Genomic DNA, 16,790 nt, shown 5'->3' with positions numbered 1-16,790 from the left:
CAAGAAAAATGACAGCAAAAGACAAACTTCCCCGGATGGCTCCGAGCACGGCGGCCCAGAACTTCACGGCCCGGGAGTCGTGGCGGATTTTCGGGATTATGGCAGAGTTCGTCGAGGCCACTGAGCGCCTCAAGCCGATCCGCCCTGCCGTATCGATCTTCGGCAGCGCCCGCACCAAGCCCGACCACCCCTACTATCAAAAGACCGAACGCATCGCCCGGCTGCTGTCGGACGCCGGCTTCTCGGTCATTTCGGGCGGCGGCCCGGGCATCATGGAGGCGGCCAACAAGGGCGCCTACTTCGGCAAATCCCCCAGCGTCGGGCTCAACATCCAGTTGCCCATGGAGCAGCAGGCCAACCCCTACCAGGACATCTCCCAGACCTTCCAGCACTTCTTTGCCCGCAAGTTCATGTTCGTCAAGTTTGCGGTGGCCTACGTGGTGATGCCGGGCGGCTTCGGAACCCTGGACGAGATGCTGGAGGCGATGACCCTGATCCAGACCGGCAAGAGCCGCAAGATCCCGGTGATCCTGGTCCACGAGCCCTTCTGGCGCGGCCTGATCGACTGGTTCAGGGACCGCCTGGTGGAGGAAGGCATGATTCACCCGGACGACATGAACCTGATCCAGGTGATCGACGAACCGGAAAAAGTCGTGGATGCCATTTTCACCCACTACCAGACCCGCGGCTTCCTGCCCCTGCCGGAAGAGCACGAACTGATGCTCAACCTGTGAGCCCCGGCACCCGGGTTACAATCGCGGCATATCAGGAGACCCTCATGCCCCGCGCCCTTTGCACTGCCGCCCTGCTCATCGTCCTCGCCGTCCCGGCCTGGGCCCAGCAGCCCCAGAATCTCGAACCCCTGCCCGAACCCCCCCCTCCGCCTCCGGGCCTGGAGCTGGATCAGGAGGTGGAACCCCAGGTCACCATCACGAAGAAGGGCGAGGACACCGTCGAGGAATTCCGCGTCAATGGCCAGCTTTACATGATCAAGGTCACCCCGCCCAACGGGCCGGCCTACTATCTCTACGACGATGTGGGCAACGGCGACTTCAGCCGTCGCAGCGCCCACGACGAGGGCGTCCGCGTGCCCAGGTGGGTGATCAAGCGCTGGTGAGGTTTGTCAGGTGCGGCCGCGGCTTCCCGCGGCAGGCACCCGGAGTCTCAGGGCGCCTCACACAGGCAATGCAGATACGCCTGTCCCGGATCGTTCCACAGGCTCAAGGCCTGGAGCTCGGCCTTCAGACGATCGAGGGACTGCTCCACGAGGGACGGACGGAGCCGGGCGTTCTCGCCACTCTCACCGTTATCCAGCAGCCTGGACAGCAACTGATCTCTGGGAGAAAGGGGCTTTTCCACGTAGCTCACTGAATACTCGGTGAGCTTGGCCCGGGCTGCCGCGGCCCGGATCGCGGCCTCCAGCCCGCCGAGGTGATCCACAAGCCCCTGCTCCTTGGCCTGACTGCCCAGCCAGACCCGCCCCTGGGCCACCTGATCCACCGCGGCCAGATCCATCTTGCGCCCCTGGGCCACCAACTCGAGGAAACGCCGGTAGCCATGCTCGATGCTCTGCTGGAGCAGGCTGGCCACCTGAGGATCCAGGGGACGGCGGGGATCGATGCCGTTGGCCAGCGGCGTGGTGCCCACCCCATCCACGGCCAGGCCGAGCCTGGACATCGGCCCTGAAAGGTCCGGCATCATCGCGAAGATGCCGATGGATCCGGTCAGGGTGGTGGGGCTGGCCCACACCTCGTCCGCTCCCATGGCAATCCAGTAGCCGCCGGAGGCCGCCACCGAGCTCATGGAGACCACCACCGGCTTGCCCGCCTGGCGGGTCAGCTCCAGTTCCCGGCGGATCACCTCGGACGCCGTGGCGCTGCCGCCCGGACTATCCACCCGCAGCACCACCGCCTTCACGTTGTCGTCCTCCCGCGCCTGACGGATCAAGCCAGCGAGGGTGTCCCCCCCCACCACGCCGGAAGGCTGCTCTCCATCGGCAATGGCCCCCTGGGCCACCAGGATGCCCACCTGCGCCGCGTGGTCAGGCAGCGCGCCCCTCTTGTGGGCCACGTAGGTGGCCATATCCACGTGCTTGTAGTGCTTGCCGTCATCGCTGGGGCCGATCTTCTCCTTCAGGAAGTCCCGCCACTGATCGGCCGTCTTGAGACCATCCACGAGGCCCGCTGCCAGGGCCATCCGGGCAGCGTCCCCAGCGGACTCGGCCAGCACCGCCGACGCATCGGCGGTGTAGCGGGCCAGATGGGGGGCCGCCTGGGGGCGAACCTTCAGGATGTCGGCCTGGAAGGCCTGCCACGCCGCGTCCAGGTACAGCCGGGTAGCCTGCCGGTCTTCCTCCGACATGTCGCTGCGGGTATAGGGCTCCACGAAGGACTTGTAGGTACCGACCCGGAACACCTGCATCCTCACCCCGACCTGATCGAACAGACCCTTGAAGTAGGTGGGATAGCGACCCAAGCCGGTCAGCAGCACATATCCGTCGGGGCTCAGGTATACCTCATCGGCCTGGGCGCCCAGGTGATACTGGAGCTGGCTGAAGTTCTTGCCGTGGGCATACACCTTCTTGCCCGCCTGGCGGAAATCCGCCACGGCGGCGGCAATCTCCTCCAGCTTGGACAGACCTGCGCCGGCAAGGCCATCCACCTCAATGACCAGGGCCTTGATGTGGCTGTCCGTGGTGGCGAAACGGATCGCTTCGACCACGTCCCGCAGGAGCACCTGGCGGATACCGTCGGAGCCCTGCAGCACGGCCATCGGACTGCGGGCAGTGCGCTGCTCCACCAGCTGGCCGCTGGGCGCAATCAACAGGGCTGCGTCAACAGGCAGCGGTGGCGGACGGGACGCCCACCAGCCAGCCACCAGAAAAGCCAGCACCGCGAGAAAAATCAGGTTGAGACTCACCTGGCGAAAACGATCGATCGTCCGCCAGATCCACGAAAACAGCCCTCTCACGACCCCGGGCCGTGCATTCCGATCCATTGCTTCCTCTCCATGGGCACCCGGCCCGACAGCCGCAGCTGCCCCAAGCTTCGCGGGTTCCGGCAATCCGGTAGAATCCCGCCATGTTTACCAATCCCAGTCCCGACCAGATCCGCAGCCTGCTGCAGGAGATCCGGACGCTTGCCGTCGTCGGCCTATCACCCCGTCCGGAACGCCCCAGCTACCGGGTTTCCCGGGCGATGCAGGGCTTCGGCTACCGCATCGTACCGGTGCGCCCGGCCGTCACCGAAATTCTCGGAGAACAGGCTTACCCGCGGCTTGCCGACATTCCCTTCCCCGTAGACCTGGTGAACGTTTTCCGCGCCGGCGACGAGGTGGGCCCGATCGTGGACGAATGCATCGCCCTCGGCATCAAGCGCCTGTGGCTGCAGGACGGGGTCGTCAATCAAGAAGCCGCCGAGAGGGCCCGCGCCGCCGGAATCACCGTGGTGATGGACCGCTGCCTCTGGCGGGACTACATAGAGCACATTGTCCCATGAGCCGCACACTTTCCTTCAGCAAGATGCAGGGCCTTGGCAACGATTTCGTGATGATCGATGCCGTCCGCCAGGAGATTCTCCTCACCGAAACCCTGGTCCGCCAGCTGGCCGACCGTCATTTCGGGGTCGGCTGTGATCAGCTTCTGGTGGTGGAGCCCGCTACCCAGCCGGGCGTGGACTTCCGCTACCGGATCTTCAACGCTGACGGCGGCGAGGTGGAGCAATGCGGCAACGGTGCCCGCTGCTTCGCCCGCTTCGTATTCGACCAGGGCCTCACCGACAAACGGGAGATCCGCGTCGAAACCAAGCGAGGCATCATCACCCCCCGCCTGGAAGCCGACGGCAACGTGACCGTGGACATGGGCGTACCGGTGCTGAACCCGGCCGACGTTCCCTTCATCAGCGATTCGGACGCCTACGTCCAACCCCTCGATGTGGCCGGTACCCGGGTGGCGATCACCGCCGTCAGCATGGGCAATCCCCATGCAGTACAGGTGGTGGCCGACGTGGACACGGCCCCGGTAGGCGAACAGGGTCCGCTGATCGAGCACCATCCCCGCTTCCCCGCCCGGGTCAACGCGGGCTTCCTGCAGGTGGTGGATGCACACCGGGTGCGCCTGCGGGTTTTTGAGCGGGGTGCCGGGGAAACCCTGGCCTGCGGTACAGGTGCCTGCGCTGCGGTAGTCAGCGGCATCCTGCGCGGCCTGGTGGTCTCCCCCGTGACCGTGGAAACCCGCGGCGGCGAACTCACCATTGCCTGGAACGGCATCGGCACTCCGGTCCTGATGACGGGCCCCGCCGTCACCGTCTTCTCCGGTCAGATCAGCCTGCCATGAACCCTTCCGACATCATCGCCTTCCTCAAGGAGAACCCGGATTTTTTCGACCGGCACTCCAGCCTGCTGGCCGATCTCCAGGTCACCCACCCCCACACCGGACAGGCCATCTCCCTGACGGAACGGCAGTTGCTGGCCCTGCGGGGACGCATTGCCCACCTGGAGGACAAGTTCGCCGAGCTCCTGGGCTTCGGCGAGGAAAACGACGGCATCAGCACCAAGGTGCATCGGCTGAGCCTGTCCCTGCTGGAGGCAGAGGATTTCGAATCCATCCGCCAGGCCACCTACGTGCACCTGCGGGAAGACTTCGCAGTGCCCCACGTGGCCTTCCGGGTCTGGAACAGCGTCCTGTCCCGCGGCGGCCCCGAGTTCCTGCCGGTAGCAGAAGACATCCGCTTCTTTGCCGGCGATCTGGTGGAACCGCACTGCGGCCCTCCCCCCCTGCGGGAGATCACCCTGTGGTTCGGGCCCGCCAGCCGCCTGATGCGCTCGGTGGCCCTGGTGCCCCTGCGCCGGGACGAACAGACCTTTGGCCTGCTCGCCATGGGCAGCGAGGACCCGGAGCGCTTCTATGCCGAGATGGGTACCCTCTACCTGACCCGTATCGGTGAAATGGTGTCCTGCGCCCTCCGCCGCCAGCTAGGCTGAAGGGCCCATTAGCCAAGATTCACGCCAGCGCCCCCCAGCCCCCTCCCTCCCCTCACACCTCATTCTTCATCCCCATGGCCGACCTCATTCTCAAGCCCGGCAAGGAACGCTCCCTGCTCCGTCGTCACCCCTGGATCTTTGCCGGCTCGGTGGAGCGGCTGGACGGTCGGGCCCGCCCCGGAGACACGGTCCTGGTCAAGGACGCAGGCGGCCGCGCCCTGGCGCGGGCCGCCTGGTCGCCGGAATCGCAGATCCGGGCCCGGGTCTGGACCTTCGACTGCGACCAGTCGGTGGACCATGCCTTCATCAAACGGGCCGTAGCGGCCTCGGTGGCACGCCGGGCCTCCCACCCCTGGCTCGCCCAGCAGGACGGCGTGCGCCTGATCCACGGCGAGTCCGACGGCCTGCCTGGCGTGATCGCAGACCGCTTCGCCAGCGTGGTGGTGGTCCAGCTGACCAGCGCAGGCGCCGACAAATGGCGGGATGCCATCGTCGCCGGGCTGGTTCAGGCCACCGGCTGCACCGCGGTGTATGAGCGTTCGGATTCGGATGTGCGCAAGCTGGAAGGCCTCGGCCCGGTGAGCGGCCTGGCGCACGGGGAATTGCCCGACCACCTGACCATCGTCGAGAACGGCGTGCGGATGGAGGTGGACGTGGTCCACGGCCACAAAACCGGCTTCTACCTGGATCAACGGGACAACCGGCTTCTCACCGGCCAGCTCTCCGCCGGCCGCGATGTGCTCAACTGTTTCTGCTACACGGGGGGCTTTTCCCTGCAGGCCCTCGCTGGCGGAGCCCGAAGCGTGCTGTCCATCGACTCCTCCGGCCCGGCCCTGGCTACCGCAGCACGCAACATCGACCACAATCCCCAGCTCGACGGGAGCCGGGCCAGCTGGCAGGAGGATGACGTGTTCCAGGCCCTGCGGGCCTTCAAGACCGAAGGGCGCAAATTCGACCTGATCATTCTGGATCCACCGAAGTTTGCGCCCTCGGCCGCCCATGCCGACCGGGCTGCCCGGGCCTACAAGGACATCAACCTGCTGGGCTTCCGCCTGCTCAACCCGGGCGGCATCCTGATGACCTATTCCTGCTCCGGCGGAATCGGCCAGGAGCTGTTCCAGAAGATCATCGCCGGCGCTGCCGCCGACGTGGGCGTCGAGGCACGCATCCTGCACCGCCTGTCCGCCGCGCCGGATCACCCCATTGGCCTGGCCGTCCCCGAGGGCGAATACCTGAAAGGTCTGGCCTGCCAAGTTTGACAAAGTACCGCGGATTCTAGGTATTTATTCCGGGAAAATGAGCGCCGGGATGTGTATCTTCGGAAGCACGAACAGTGAAATAGTGTTACATCGCCACTGTCCGGGACCTCGCAACGGAGACACCCATGAATTACGCCCCGCTCCTAGACCCCGACGGGCCTGCCTCCGCGGATTCAAGCCCAGCAGAAAAGGACACCCAGGTCACCCAGGAAATGCATGCCGCCGCCCTCCTGCTCGGCCGTTACAACCTGCGGCACATGGTGCGCTTGTATGCTGCCTTCGACGGTGACCTGCTCCTGCCCATCGTGCTTGGCCAAGTCGGACTGTACAACATGGCCGGCCTCGGCCTGGATGAGCCGGCCATGGCCGTCCTGCGCATCACTAATGAAGAAGACTTCACCCGCCAGCTCCTGCGTCCCTGCAACGCCTTCGCGATCAGCGCATCGACCGGCATCCCCCGGGAAACCGTGCGCCGCAAGGTGAGCCATCTGATCCAGCATGGCTACATCCAGCGGGATGCCCGGGGCGGCCTGACCATCACCAGCAAGGCTGTCACCCTGCACCTGCACCCCACTCACCAGGAAAACCTGGCGGACTTCGTCACCACCGGCAAGCGGGTGAACGCCCTGCTCGCGGGCAGGGCTGCCTGATCTCCCGGCTGGCTCAGGACGGGTCCCACAGGCTGGCCGGCCCGCCAGGCGCCTTGAGCCCGAAATGCTGCCAGATGGATGCCGTGGCCATGCGCCCCCGGGGGGTGCGCTGCAGATAGCCCTGCTGGATCAGGTAGGGTTCCAGCACATCCTCGATGGTATCGGACGACTCCCCGATGGCTGCCGCCAGATTGTCCAATCCCACCGGACCACCACCAAACTTTTCCAGCATCGCGCTCAGCAGCTTGCGATCCATCAGGTCCAGACCCAGGTGGTCCACATCCAGCATGACCAGCGCGGCATCCGCCACCTCGGCGGTGATGCGGCCGTTGGCCCGCACCTCCGCGTAATCCCGCACCCGACGCAACAGGCGGTTGGCGATGCGCGGCGTACCCCGGGCCCGCCGCGCGATCTCGAAGGCACCGGAATCCTCGATCTCCACCTCCAGCAAACGCGCCGAACGACCCACGATGTAAGCCAGTTCCTGGGCAGAATAGAATTCCAGACGGGCGACAATCCCAAAGCGGTCGCGCAGGGGATTGGTGAGCATGCCGGCCCGGGTGGTGGCACCTACCAGGGTGAAGGGGGGGAGATCCAGCTTCACCGAGCGGGCCGCTGGGCCCTCGCCGATCATGATGTCGATCTGGAAGTCTTCCAGGGCCGGGTAGAGGATTTCCTCCACCACCGGGCTCAGGCGGTGGATCTCGTCAATGAAGAGGACATCATGGGGCTCTAGGTTGGTCAGCAGGGCAGCCAGATCCCCCGCCCGCTCCAGCACGGGCCCGGAGGTCTGGCGCAGGTTGACGCCCATTTCGGCGGCCACGATATGGGCCAGGGTGGTCTTGCCCAGGCCGGGAGGTCCAAACAGCAGCACATGGTCAAGGGCCTCACTGCGCCGCTTGGCGGCTTCGATGAAGATGTCCAGCTGGTCACGGATCTTTTGCTGACCCACATAGTCATCCAGGCGCTTGGGGCGCAGGGCCCGCTCCAGAGCCTCTTCCTGGTGACTGGTGCGGCTGGTGGTGATCAGGCGGGCGGAAGGGTCGACGGCACCCGCTTTCAGGTCATCGGTCTGGATCATGAGCGGCCCTCCGGGGCCTCTTCGATAGCGTTGGCAGGTTTGGGGCGGCGCAGGGTCCAGCTCACAAACAGGGCCTGGCCCAGGGCCAGGAAGGTGGGTCCGAGGAAGATCCCGATGAAACCGAAGGCCAGCACGCCCCCGAAAGCCCCCAGGGCGATCAGCAGGATCGGCAGGCTGGCGGTACGGCTGATCAGGAAGGGCTTGAGGAAATTATCCACCGAGCTGACCGCAAAGGTGCCCCACAGCACCATGAACACGGCCCAGCCGCTCTCCCCCTGCTGATACAGCCAGAAGGCGGCCCCCCCCCAGATCAGCGGCGGGCCGACCGGCACCAGGGACAGGAAGAAGACCCCCGCCGCCAGCAGCAGCGCCCCGGGAACCCCGGCCACCACGAAGCCGATCAGCGCCACCAGGGCCTGAGCCGCGGCGGTCCCGACGATACCGATCATCACCGCCTTGACCGTGTTGGCCGCCAGTTCGAGCAGGTCACCCCAGATCTGGCTGCCCAGGCGCTCGGCCCCGGCCTCCAGCACAGCCTGGATGCGTGAACCATCCCGGTACAGGAAGAAGCCGATGAACAGCACCAGGGTAATCTGCAGCAGGCCCTGCCCCACCAGGCCCCCCAGGGTCAGGGCGGACTTGCGGGCGGGCTCGATGGCCTGCAGGGCCAGCTTGCGCATCTCCACCTGACTGTGGGTGAGCTTGCGGATGTAGGCGTCCATATCCTGCCCCACCAGCGGGATCTGCTTGACCCAGGCCGGCGGGCGGCCATCCGACTGTTCGATCAGGGTCCGGACATAATCCACCAGGCTGATCACCGCATCGGTCAGGGAGGCCGCCAGACCGATCATCGGCACCAGCAGCAGGGCGGTGAGGAGCAGGGTCATGGTGATCGCGGCCAGCCCATCCCGCCGCCCCAGGCGCCGGTGCAGGGCTTCGTAGAGGGGCCAGGTGGTGATGCACACCGTGCCGGCAAACAGGATGGCGGCAACGAAGGGGCTGAGCACGAAGGCACAGCCGAGCAGGAGCAGCGCGGTGATGGCCATCTGGGCCGTGCGTCGGGGAGCCATGGGGGAAGACCTCGGGTTGGGGTGGTGGGATTATCCCCGAATCGCCGTGGCGGATGGCCACGACCTGCTCCGGCGTGATGCGGCAGGTGGTGCGCAGGGTGCCGGCGCCGGGCTTAATGCTGCGCCTGCAGCCCTGCTCACGCCTTGGACAGCCCCTTCAAGGCCTGACGGATGCCGTCCGACACGCCGACCCCCTCGGGCAGGGTCTTGACCGCGCCGAGGGCTTCCTTCTCGTTGTAGCCAAGGGCCAGCAAGGCATTGACGATGTCGGCCCGGTCGTCGCCGGGCAGGTTGGCCGTGACGCTGCCGGTCACCGCGGGCAGGGCCTTGGCGAGCTTGTCGCGGAGTTCGAGGAGCAGGCGCTCGGCGGTCTTCTTGCCGATGCCGGGGATCTTGATCAGGCGGCCACTCTCCTGCAGCGCGACGGCCTGGGCCAGATCGTGGACCGACAGGCCGGAGAGCACCGCCAGGGCCGTACGGGCGCCGATGCCGGCGACCTTGAGGAGCTGGCGGAAGGCCGCCCGCTCCTCCTCGGTGGCGAAGCCGTACAGGAAATGTCCATCCTCGCGCACCGCCAGGTGGGTGGACAGACTGACGCTCTGACCCGTGGCCGGCAGGCCGTAGAAGGTACTCATCGGCACCTCGAGTTCATAGCCGACACCGTTTACATCGATGAGGATTTGTGGGGGGTTCTTTTCGGCCAGGCGGCCGGTGATGCGTCCGATCATGGGGATAGGGAATAGGGGGTGAAGGGTGAAGGGGGGATCAGGAGCGGTCAGGGCGGAGGAAGGAGGCCGCCTCATGGAGGCTGGCGAGCCGGGGGACTCCCGCAGCACGCACGTCGGCGGCGGGCTCCAGCAGGTCGGGCACCATCACCACCCGGGCACCGGCGGCCAGGGCGCCACGCACGCCGGCATTGGAGTCTTCCAGCACCAGGCAGTTGGCCGCGGGCACGCCCAGACGCCCGGCGGCCGCCAGGAAGATGTCCGGCGCCGGCTTGCCCAGGCTCACCTCGTCGCCACATACCATGCCGTGGAGCCGGGTCAGCAGGCCGACGGCGGCGAGCTTGGGCTCGGCCCGGGAGCGCCGGGTCGAGGTGGCCACCACCCGAGGGGTGCCCAGGGCATCCAGCACCTCGAACAGCTCGATCACCCCGGCCTTGAGGGGAATCCGTCCCTCGACGATGGCCACTTCATAGAGCCGGCCGAAGGTCTCGTAGAGCTCGGTCGTGGGATAGTCCTCTCCCAGGTGCTGGCGGATCACCGCCGGACCATCCCGGGAGTTGAGCCCCACCAGGGCGAGCCCCACGTCGTAACGCCAGGGCACCCCCAACTGGGCGGCCGCTTCGGCCACCGTGGCCAGGGCCACCCGCTCGCTGTCGAGGAGCAGTCCGTCCATGTCGAAGATCACGCCCTGGATGTCGGGGGGGAGAAAAGGCAGAGGCAGGCTCATGACGGCGTACCAGGCCAGCGTCCGAAGGCCAGGGTGGCGGCCAGGACAAGTCCATGCAGGTGAGCGGCAGCAATGGTCAGACGGATGGCCCGGCCCAGCGCTGCGGGCTCATGGGCATGGGCCATCAGGTCCCGCTGGGCACGGAAGGACAACACGAGGGTCATGGCCGCCGCAGCCGCCCCCTGGGGCAGCAGGTTACGCCCCACCAGCAGCACCAGCCAGCCGTAGGCCAGCAGCACCAGGCCGAAAAAGGCCCACTTGGCGCCATCCGGCCCCAGGCGGACCACCAGGGTCCGCTTGCCGGTGGCCTCATCCCCGCGGCGATCGGGGAATTCGTTCATGAACAGAATGGCGGCCACCAGCAGCGCATAGGACAGCCCCGCCATCAGCGGCACGGGGGAAAACTGCCCACGCTGGACAAAGTCGGTGCCTGCCACCACGCACAACCAGCCGCCGGCGATGGCCAGCTCCCCCAGGCCCCGGCTCACCAACGCGAGGGGCGGCGCCGTGTAGGCCCAGCCCAGGAACAGACCCAGCAGGCCGATCAATACCAGCCCGGGAGCGGAGACCCAGGCCAGCCACAGCCCCGCGGGGATCACGAGGAGCACCAGGAGATAGCCCAACCGTCCCGTCTCGGCCTCACTGAGGACCCCGTTCTGAATGAAACGGCTGCCACCCGTGAACGGGAAAAGACGCTCGTGATTGCCTGCGTCGGCCCCGCTGCGGGCATCGTAATAGTCGTTGAGGACATTCACCCCCGCGTGGACCAGCAGGGCAGACAGCACCGTGAGCACGGCCTTGACCCCGTCGATGGCCAGTCCGCTGCCGTGGGCACCTCCGAGCCCCACCAGACAGGCGCAGAGCGTCACCCCAAGGAAGGCGGGACGGGTAGCCAGCAGGAGCGCCAAAACGGGCCGTCCCCGCAGGGCGGGGGTCGGCTCAAGGGAGAGGGGAGGTGACGACATGGACAGGCATCAAGAGGCACACGGCCGCAATCGTGCTGTGGCGCGGCCGCCGGGTCAAGGGCGGCCAGCCTGCCCACCGGCTGCCCGGCGGGCCACCGCCCGACGCCAGTAAAGACTCTGGAGCAGCGCCAGGCCGAGCACCAGGAGGACCAGCGCCAGGGCCAGGCGCACCATCAACTCGGCCTCCCCCACATAATGACTGCGATCCCTGCTCAGCAGAAACTGCAACGCCGAGAAAACCTGGTCGTACTTGATGATGGTTGTTTCAAGGCCGGCCAGCACCGCCCAGGGCGCCACCCCGGCCGCCAGCAGCAGTGCCAGGGCCAGCCGCCTCCGGGGTGCGGCCGGCGCAAGCAGCGCCGACAGGGCCGAGCCCGCCGCGGCGAGCGCCATCAGGCCAATCGCGAGGCAGCTGACCGCACCGAAACTCGCCCCGGACGCCAGCAGCTCCGTCAGGTTGTCCGTTGCCGCCTGGGTCACCACCCCCTCGTAGAGAGGCCAGGCCAGCAAGGCCGAAACCAGAAACCCATTCAGCAGGACCGGCAGGCGGCGCGGATCCAGCAAGACGTCCACCATCAGGAAAGCGAGGCCGACCTGAAGGCTCAAGGCCACCCAGAGGATCACGAAACGCCCCAGCAGCTCCCACTCCCAGGGCCACCCCAGAACGGGGGATCCCAGCACATCATGCAGACTCTCCAGGGGGACCCCGATGCGCAGCAGAAGGAATGCCAGAGTGCCCGAGAGAAGCCCTCCCAGCGGGGCTGCCAGCACCAGGGCAGGACTGCGCCCTGCCAGCATCGCCGGGCCATTGGCCAGCAGGTAGGCGCAGACGGCCAGGGCCAGGGCTGACCCGAACCCAACAGGGCCCACCGCGACCAGTTCGCGCAGATTGTAGGGAACCCCGGGAAGGCGCACTACGAGCATCAGCCCCAGCACCAATCCGGCGAGGAGCAGGCCATGGGGGATCCAGCCACCGGCGCGCCCCGGCACCGGCGGTCGTGGCGGGCGCCCCGGATCGCTGCGCTCGCCGGCAGGAGCAGCTTCGCCCGGCAAGACCAGCCAGGCCGCCAGCCGCAGCCCGAGCAGCCCGCCGAGAAAGGCCAGCACTGCATCCGTCAGGTCCGCAACCTTGCCCGGCAGGAAGATCTGCCCCATCTCCACCAGCAGCGCTGCCAGCAGCAGCGGCAACCACCCGCGCCCGCCAGACGTTACCCCCCACCCACGGGCCCGGGCGCTGACCGCCAGGCCCCACAGCAGCCCCCCCGGCAGGAAGAAGCCCATCCGCCGCAAAAGTTCGTTGCTGGCCTTGTACTCATCGACCAGCTGATAGGTGGAAAATGGCACCCTCAGCCAGCTGCTCCAGCCCCCCGGGGGAACGGCCTGGAAATTGTAGGGAAACCAGAACACCAGCAGGACCAGCAGCAGCCAAAGCCACCACCCGGACCACCAGGCCTGGGCCGGGATCCGGTCGAACATGCCACGGCGATCCCCGTCCAGCCACCGGGCCAGCATGCCCCCGAGCGTCACGCCCAGCACGGCCAGCAGCACATCGGTGAGATCCGTCACCCGGGAAAAGACGAACAGCTGAGCCAGCTCGATGGCTCCAGCCAGCAGCACGCCCTGCATCACCACCCTGGACAGAGGCACCCCGGACAGGCGCATCAAGACCCCCGCGGGGAGCCAGAGGAGCACATCGGTAAGGCATTCGTAGAGATTTTCGGCGAGGCTCCCTTTCAAACCCCCGAAGGGCTGCAGGATCACCCGTCCCTCCGACCACTTGTGGTACACCTCGACCGGATTCAAGGTCAGGTCCAGAGGCAGCAGGCTGAACCCGGCCATGACCAGCAGATAAGCCTTGAGCACCCTGACCAGGCGGGCCGAGCGGCGCTCCGCGCGCCACCAGCCCAGCAGCCAGACGGTCAGGGCTGGCCCCCAGCGGAGCTGGCAGCCCAGGGCCAGGAGCGCACCGATCATCTGGGCCTGGATGTCACTCCAGGAAACCGTCCGGGGCGGAAAGAAGATCTGGGCGAATTCGACACTCAGGGAAACCCCGAACATCCCCAGGACAAGCAGCCCCCTGAGGAGCCAGGCGCCTGTCCGCCCCTGCCCTGGCAGCAGCCACTGGGCCGCAGAAAAGACTGCAGGCATCGCCAGCAGGACATTGCTGGCCCAGTCCACCCGGCTGCCGGCCCCATCCACCTCCGCCATGACGAACCGGGCGAATGCCTGGTCCCAGGACACCGGCTGGAAATCCAGGGGGACCAGACTGCCGTAGATGATGAAGAACAGGCTGCCCAGGAAGGCGTTGCGCCACAAGCTGCGGGCAAGCCCGGGCCCGGCAGGGAGCGACGGGGAGGGGCCCATGGGCCGATGGCTGGTTTTGTGCACGCGTCAGGCGTCAGGCGACACTGAAAGCGTGCATGTTAGCAGCATCGCGGGGGAGGCGATGCGGCCCCCTTCCCGCGACCGCCTCAGAGCCCCTTCGGCCCCTTCAGGATGTGCCGGGCCAGGCTCCAGCGGTGCACCTCGGACGGGCCGTCGTAGATCCGGAAGGCGCGCATGTCGGACCAGATCCGCGCCACGATGGTCTCCGCCGTGACACCCTGGCCGCCGAGGATCTGCACGCAGCGATCCACCACCCGCCATTCGGCTTCGGAGCAGATCACCTTGGCCATGCTGGACTCGTTCTTGCCCTTGCTCCCCTGGTCCAGCACCCAGGCGCAGTGCCAGATGGCCAGGCGCGCGGTATGCAGGTCCATCTCGTTGTCGGCGAGCATGAAGCCCACCCCCTCGTGCTCGCCGAGAGCCTTGCCGAAGGCCTGGCGCTTGCGCGCGTAGGCAGTGGCCACATCATGGGCGCGACGGGCCTGACCGAGCCAGCGCATGCAGTGGGTCAGCCGGGCCGGCGCCAGGCGCACCTGGGCGTAGCGGAAGCCCTGGCCGATCTCGCCCAGCACGTCGCTGGCCGGCACCCGCAGATTGTCGAAACTCACCACCCCGTGGCCGCCCGTGAAGCAGGCATCCAGGGCGTCCATGCTGCGCTCGACGGTGATGCCCGGCTTGTCCATGTCCGACAGGAACATGGTGGCGCTGCCGTCCTCCATCTTGGCCATGATGATGGCGTAGTGGGCGCCGGTGGCGCCGGTGATGAACCACTTGCGGCCGTTGATCACATAATCGTCACCGTCCTTCACCGCGGTGGTCTGCAGCATCGACGGATCGGCACCGGCACCCGGGTCGGGTTCGGTCATGCAGAAGCAGGAGCGGATTTTCCCTGCCACCTGGGGCTTCAGCCAGCGGTCCTTCTGGGCCTCGGTGGCCACCACCTCCATCAGGTGGATGTTGCCCTCGTCGGGCGCGGCAATGTTCAGCGCCGTCGGGCCGAGGGTCGAGTAACCCGCTTCCTCGAAGACGATGGCCTTGGCGAAGTGGTCCAGCCCGAGGCCGCCCAGCTCCCTGGAGGCATGGGGCGTCAGCAGGCCGGCGGCCCTGGCCTTCGCCACCAGCTCGTTGCGCAGCTCTTCGGTGGGACCGTGGGAGGTGACCCGGGGGTCCTTCTCGTAGGGGATGATCTCCTCGGCGATGAAACGCCGGGTTTTTTCCTGCAGGGCCGTGAGTTCGGCCGGTATATCGAAATTCATGAGAAGCTCCGGATCAGTTCAGGCCAGCCTGCTTGAGGTACTTGGGATTGGAAATGCTCAACCGGGCACGCACTTCCGCCATCAGCAGCTCGCCCGCATCATTCAGGCGATCGTCGAAGCGGCCGGCCCGAAAATCCCGGGCAAGGTGGGCGGCAAAGGCATCCACCCCTTCGTCGGCCGCAGCCTGGCCATACAGCTCGTGGAGCAGTGCGGCTTCCGCCTTGTGCTGGCCGTCATCGGCACTGATTTCCCGCATCGAGATGGCCAGCGCATTGGCGGCCATCAGGGCGGTATAGTGGTGCTCCTTGGGAAGGTGCGGCAGGAGTTCGTTGAGCAGGCCGTCACGGGCAATCTTCAGCAGCGCGGCGGCATCGGGCAGGCTACGCATGGCGGGCACGCTCCTTTTCGATGGATTGAATTTCCTGGATCAGATCCAGCTCGATTTCCGGCAGCATCCGCCCGGTCAGGGCCAGCTCCAGGGAGGGCTGCTCGCCGGAGAGATGACGCTCGGCCTGCATCAGGGCAATCACCGCCCAGCGCATGGTGCCCATCACTTTCCAGTACGGCAGCAGGGACAGATCCAGGGGCCTGGCGGACACGGACTCATAGCCCCGGGCCAGGGCGGCGCTCCCGCCGACACCACCAACCTCGTTGTCCCAGGCGCCAAAACGCCAGCAGCGGGCACACAGCCAGCCCAGGTCCTCCATCGGATCGCTCCAGCCGGCGAACTCCCAGTCGAGCACGGCCGACAGCCGGCCGCCCTCCACCATGTAGTTACCGGTACGGAAATCCCCGTGCGTCAGGGTGGTCTCGGTGGACGTCGGGGCATTCAGCTCCAGCCAGCGCAGAGCCCATTCCAGGGTCGGCTGGGGGCGACCAATGGCATCGATGTGCCGACGGTACTCACGGACCCGGGACAAGGCCGGCGAGCCATCGGGCAACGGCAGGAAATCCAGTGCGGCGACCGGCGGACGGACGCTGTGGAGGCGCGCCAGCTCGGTGCCGAGCTGGGCCACCAGGGCATCCCGCTCGTCCGGCGTCAGATCCCCCCGCACCAGCGGACGGGCCGCCGCGGATCCACCGGCCTTGCGCATCAGATAGAAATCCTTCCCAAACTCGCCCTGATCCCGATGGAGCCAGAGGGGCTCGGGCACCGTGACGCCGGCAGCAAAGGCTGCCTGGAGCACCGCAAACTCCTCCGCCCGGCTCAGGCTCACCGCCAGGCTGGAGGGGGAGTCGGTACGCAGCACCAGTTCGTGGCGGCCATCCCACGGGCCGCCGCGAACCGTTACCGCCAGAGCCAGGTTCTCCTGGATGGCGCCGCCGCCCAGGCGCTTGCAGTCATGGACCTCCACCTCATCGGCACCGGTTTCCCTTTTCAGGAAAGCGGCGGCAAAGGTGGCGATATCAGGCTGCCCACTCGTTTCCGTTGTCGCGTTCACTGCTTGTCCTCTCCTTTGTTATGGCTTGCCTTGCATGGACCTTTCCCGGCCGGGGGGCGGATGAGTTCGCCCCCCGGCGGCGGTGCCCCCCAGGGGCACCGCCGCGAGACTTACACCGACAGCGCCTTGACGTGCTGGATCACCTCGCCGATGGCCTGCTGGGCAGAGCCGTAGAGCAGCCGGGTGTTGTCCTTGTAGAACAGGGCGTTTTCAATACCCGAGTAACCCGTACCCTTGCCCCGCTTCACCA

Annotated in this window: 18 protein-coding genes; 7 read left to right on the top strand and 11 right to left on the bottom strand. The window is 67.0% G+C overall.

Going from position 1 to position 16,790, the window contains the following annotated elements; genetic code table 11:
* Window positions 1-8: 8 nt before the first annotated feature.
* Together PHD22_RS04970 and PHD22_RS04965 are read left to right on the top strand one after the other, a co-directional pair.
* Window positions 9-734 carry a TIGR00730 family Rossman fold protein gene (locus tag PHD22_RS04970; protein ID WP_299863146.1) on the top strand — a complete coding sequence of 242 codons (726 nt, stop codon included), beginning with the start codon at window positions 9-11 and terminating at the stop codon, window positions 732-734.
* Between the two features lie 44 nt (window positions 735-778).
* Window positions 779-1,117 (top strand): DUF2782 domain-containing protein, encoded by a 339-nt coding sequence (locus tag PHD22_RS04965; protein ID WP_299863144.1) that lies wholly within the window; start codon window positions 779-781, stop codon window positions 1,115-1,117.
* 47 nt (window positions 1,118-1,164) lie between these two features.
* Here the strand turns inward: PHD22_RS04965 and sppA are convergent, their stop codons facing one another.
* Window positions 1,165-2,997, bottom strand: coding sequence for a signal peptide peptidase SppA (gene sppA, locus PHD22_RS04960; protein ID WP_299863141.1), 1,833 nt, complete (start codon window positions 2,995-2,997; stop codon window positions 1,165-1,167).
* Between the two features lie 83 nt (window positions 2,998-3,080).
* Here sppA and PHD22_RS04955 point away from each other — a divergent pair, with 83 nt between their 5' ends.
* The 5 genes from PHD22_RS04955 (at window position 3,081) to PHD22_RS04935 (ending at window position 6,889) form a co-directional block, all read left to right on the top strand.
* Complete coding sequence (locus PHD22_RS04955) at window positions 3,081-3,497, top strand: CoA-binding protein (RefSeq protein ID WP_299863138.1); 417 nt, start codon at window positions 3,081-3,083, stop codon at window positions 3,495-3,497.
* A complete protein-coding gene (dapF, locus tag PHD22_RS04950) occupies window positions 3,494-4,333 on the top strand; it encodes a diaminopimelate epimerase (RefSeq protein WP_299863135.1) in 840 nt (279 codons plus the stop codon). The genes PHD22_RS04955 and dapF overlap by 4 nt, the downstream gene beginning before the upstream one ends.
* Window positions 4,330-4,980, top strand: a complete 651-nt coding sequence (locus tag PHD22_RS04945; RefSeq protein WP_299863132.1) for a DUF484 family protein — start codon at window positions 4,330-4,332, stop codon at window positions 4,978-4,980. The genes dapF and PHD22_RS04945 overlap by 4 nt, the downstream gene beginning before the upstream one ends.
* Window positions 4,981-5,054: 74 nt before the next feature.
* Entirely contained in the window at window positions 5,055-6,239 is a 1,185-nt protein-coding gene (locus PHD22_RS04940; protein ID WP_299863129.1) for a class I SAM-dependent methyltransferase, read from the top strand.
* A gap of 125 nt (window positions 6,240-6,364) precedes the next feature.
* Complete coding sequence (locus PHD22_RS04935; RefSeq protein ID WP_299863126.1) at window positions 6,365-6,889, top strand: helix-turn-helix domain-containing protein; 525 nt, start codon at window positions 6,365-6,367, stop codon at window positions 6,887-6,889.
* 13 nt (window positions 6,890-6,902) lie between these two features.
* On the opposite strand, the gene ruvB is transcribed toward PHD22_RS04935, so the two are convergent.
* The 10 genes from ruvB to PHD22_RS04885 all read right to left on the bottom strand — a co-directional run.
* Window positions 6,903-7,970 (bottom strand): Holliday junction branch migration DNA helicase RuvB, encoded by a 1,068-nt coding sequence (ruvB, locus tag PHD22_RS04930; protein ID WP_299863124.1) that lies wholly within the window; start codon window positions 7,968-7,970, stop codon window positions 6,903-6,905.
* Window positions 7,967-9,040: an AI-2E family transporter gene (locus tag PHD22_RS04925; RefSeq protein ID WP_299863122.1), complete on the bottom strand. Its 1,074-nt coding sequence runs from the start codon at window positions 9,038-9,040 to the stop codon at window positions 7,967-7,969. The genes ruvB and PHD22_RS04925 overlap by 4 nt, the downstream gene beginning before the upstream one ends.
* A gap of 137 nt (window positions 9,041-9,177) precedes the next feature.
* Window positions 9,178-9,768, bottom strand: coding sequence for a Holliday junction branch migration protein RuvA (ruvA, locus tag PHD22_RS04920; protein WP_299863119.1), 591 nt, complete (start codon window positions 9,766-9,768; stop codon window positions 9,178-9,180).
* Between the two features lie 37 nt (window positions 9,769-9,805).
* Window positions 9,806-10,492 carry an HAD family phosphatase gene (locus tag PHD22_RS04915; protein WP_299863118.1) on the bottom strand — a complete coding sequence of 229 codons (687 nt, stop codon included), beginning with the start codon at window positions 10,490-10,492 and terminating at the stop codon, window positions 9,806-9,808.
* A complete protein-coding gene (locus PHD22_RS04910) occupies window positions 10,489-11,457 on the bottom strand; it encodes a prenyltransferase (protein WP_299863115.1) in 969 nt (322 codons plus the stop codon). Before PHD22_RS04910 ends, PHD22_RS04915 begins: the two co-directional genes overlap by 4 nt.
* A gap of 54 nt (window positions 11,458-11,511) precedes the next feature.
* The gene (locus PHD22_RS04905; protein ID WP_299863111.1) at window positions 11,512-13,821 is read right to left on the bottom strand and encodes a VanZ family protein; all 2,310 of its coding nucleotides are present in this window, start codon (window positions 13,819-13,821) and stop codon (window positions 11,512-11,514) included.
* A 107-nt stretch (window positions 13,822-13,928) separates the two neighbouring features.
* Window positions 13,929-15,098: an acyl-CoA dehydrogenase family protein gene (locus PHD22_RS04900; protein WP_299863109.1), complete on the bottom strand. Its 1,170-nt coding sequence runs from the start codon at window positions 15,096-15,098 to the stop codon at window positions 13,929-13,931.
* A 13-nt stretch (window positions 15,099-15,111) separates the two neighbouring features.
* Window positions 15,112-15,486 (bottom strand): DUF6285 domain-containing protein, encoded by a 375-nt coding sequence (locus PHD22_RS04895; protein ID WP_299863106.1) that lies wholly within the window; start codon window positions 15,484-15,486, stop codon window positions 15,112-15,114.
* Window positions 15,479-16,540 carry a phosphotransferase family protein gene (locus PHD22_RS04890; protein WP_299863103.1) on the bottom strand — a complete coding sequence of 354 codons (1,062 nt, stop codon included), beginning with the start codon at window positions 16,538-16,540 and terminating at the stop codon, window positions 15,479-15,481. Before PHD22_RS04890 ends, PHD22_RS04895 begins: the two co-directional genes overlap by 8 nt.
* A gap of 110 nt (window positions 16,541-16,650) precedes the next feature.
* Window positions 16,651-16,790 (bottom strand): NAD(P)(+) transhydrogenase (Re/Si-specific) subunit beta (locus PHD22_RS04885; protein WP_299863205.1); only part of this gene is annotated, 140 nt, incomplete at its 5' end.

It is taken from the genome of Zoogloea sp., assembly GCF_028693495.1.
Classification (GTDB): domain Bacteria; phylum Pseudomonadota; class Gammaproteobacteria; order Burkholderiales; family Rhodocyclaceae; genus Zoogloea.
This window is presented reverse-complemented; position numbering and strand designations above follow the sequence as displayed.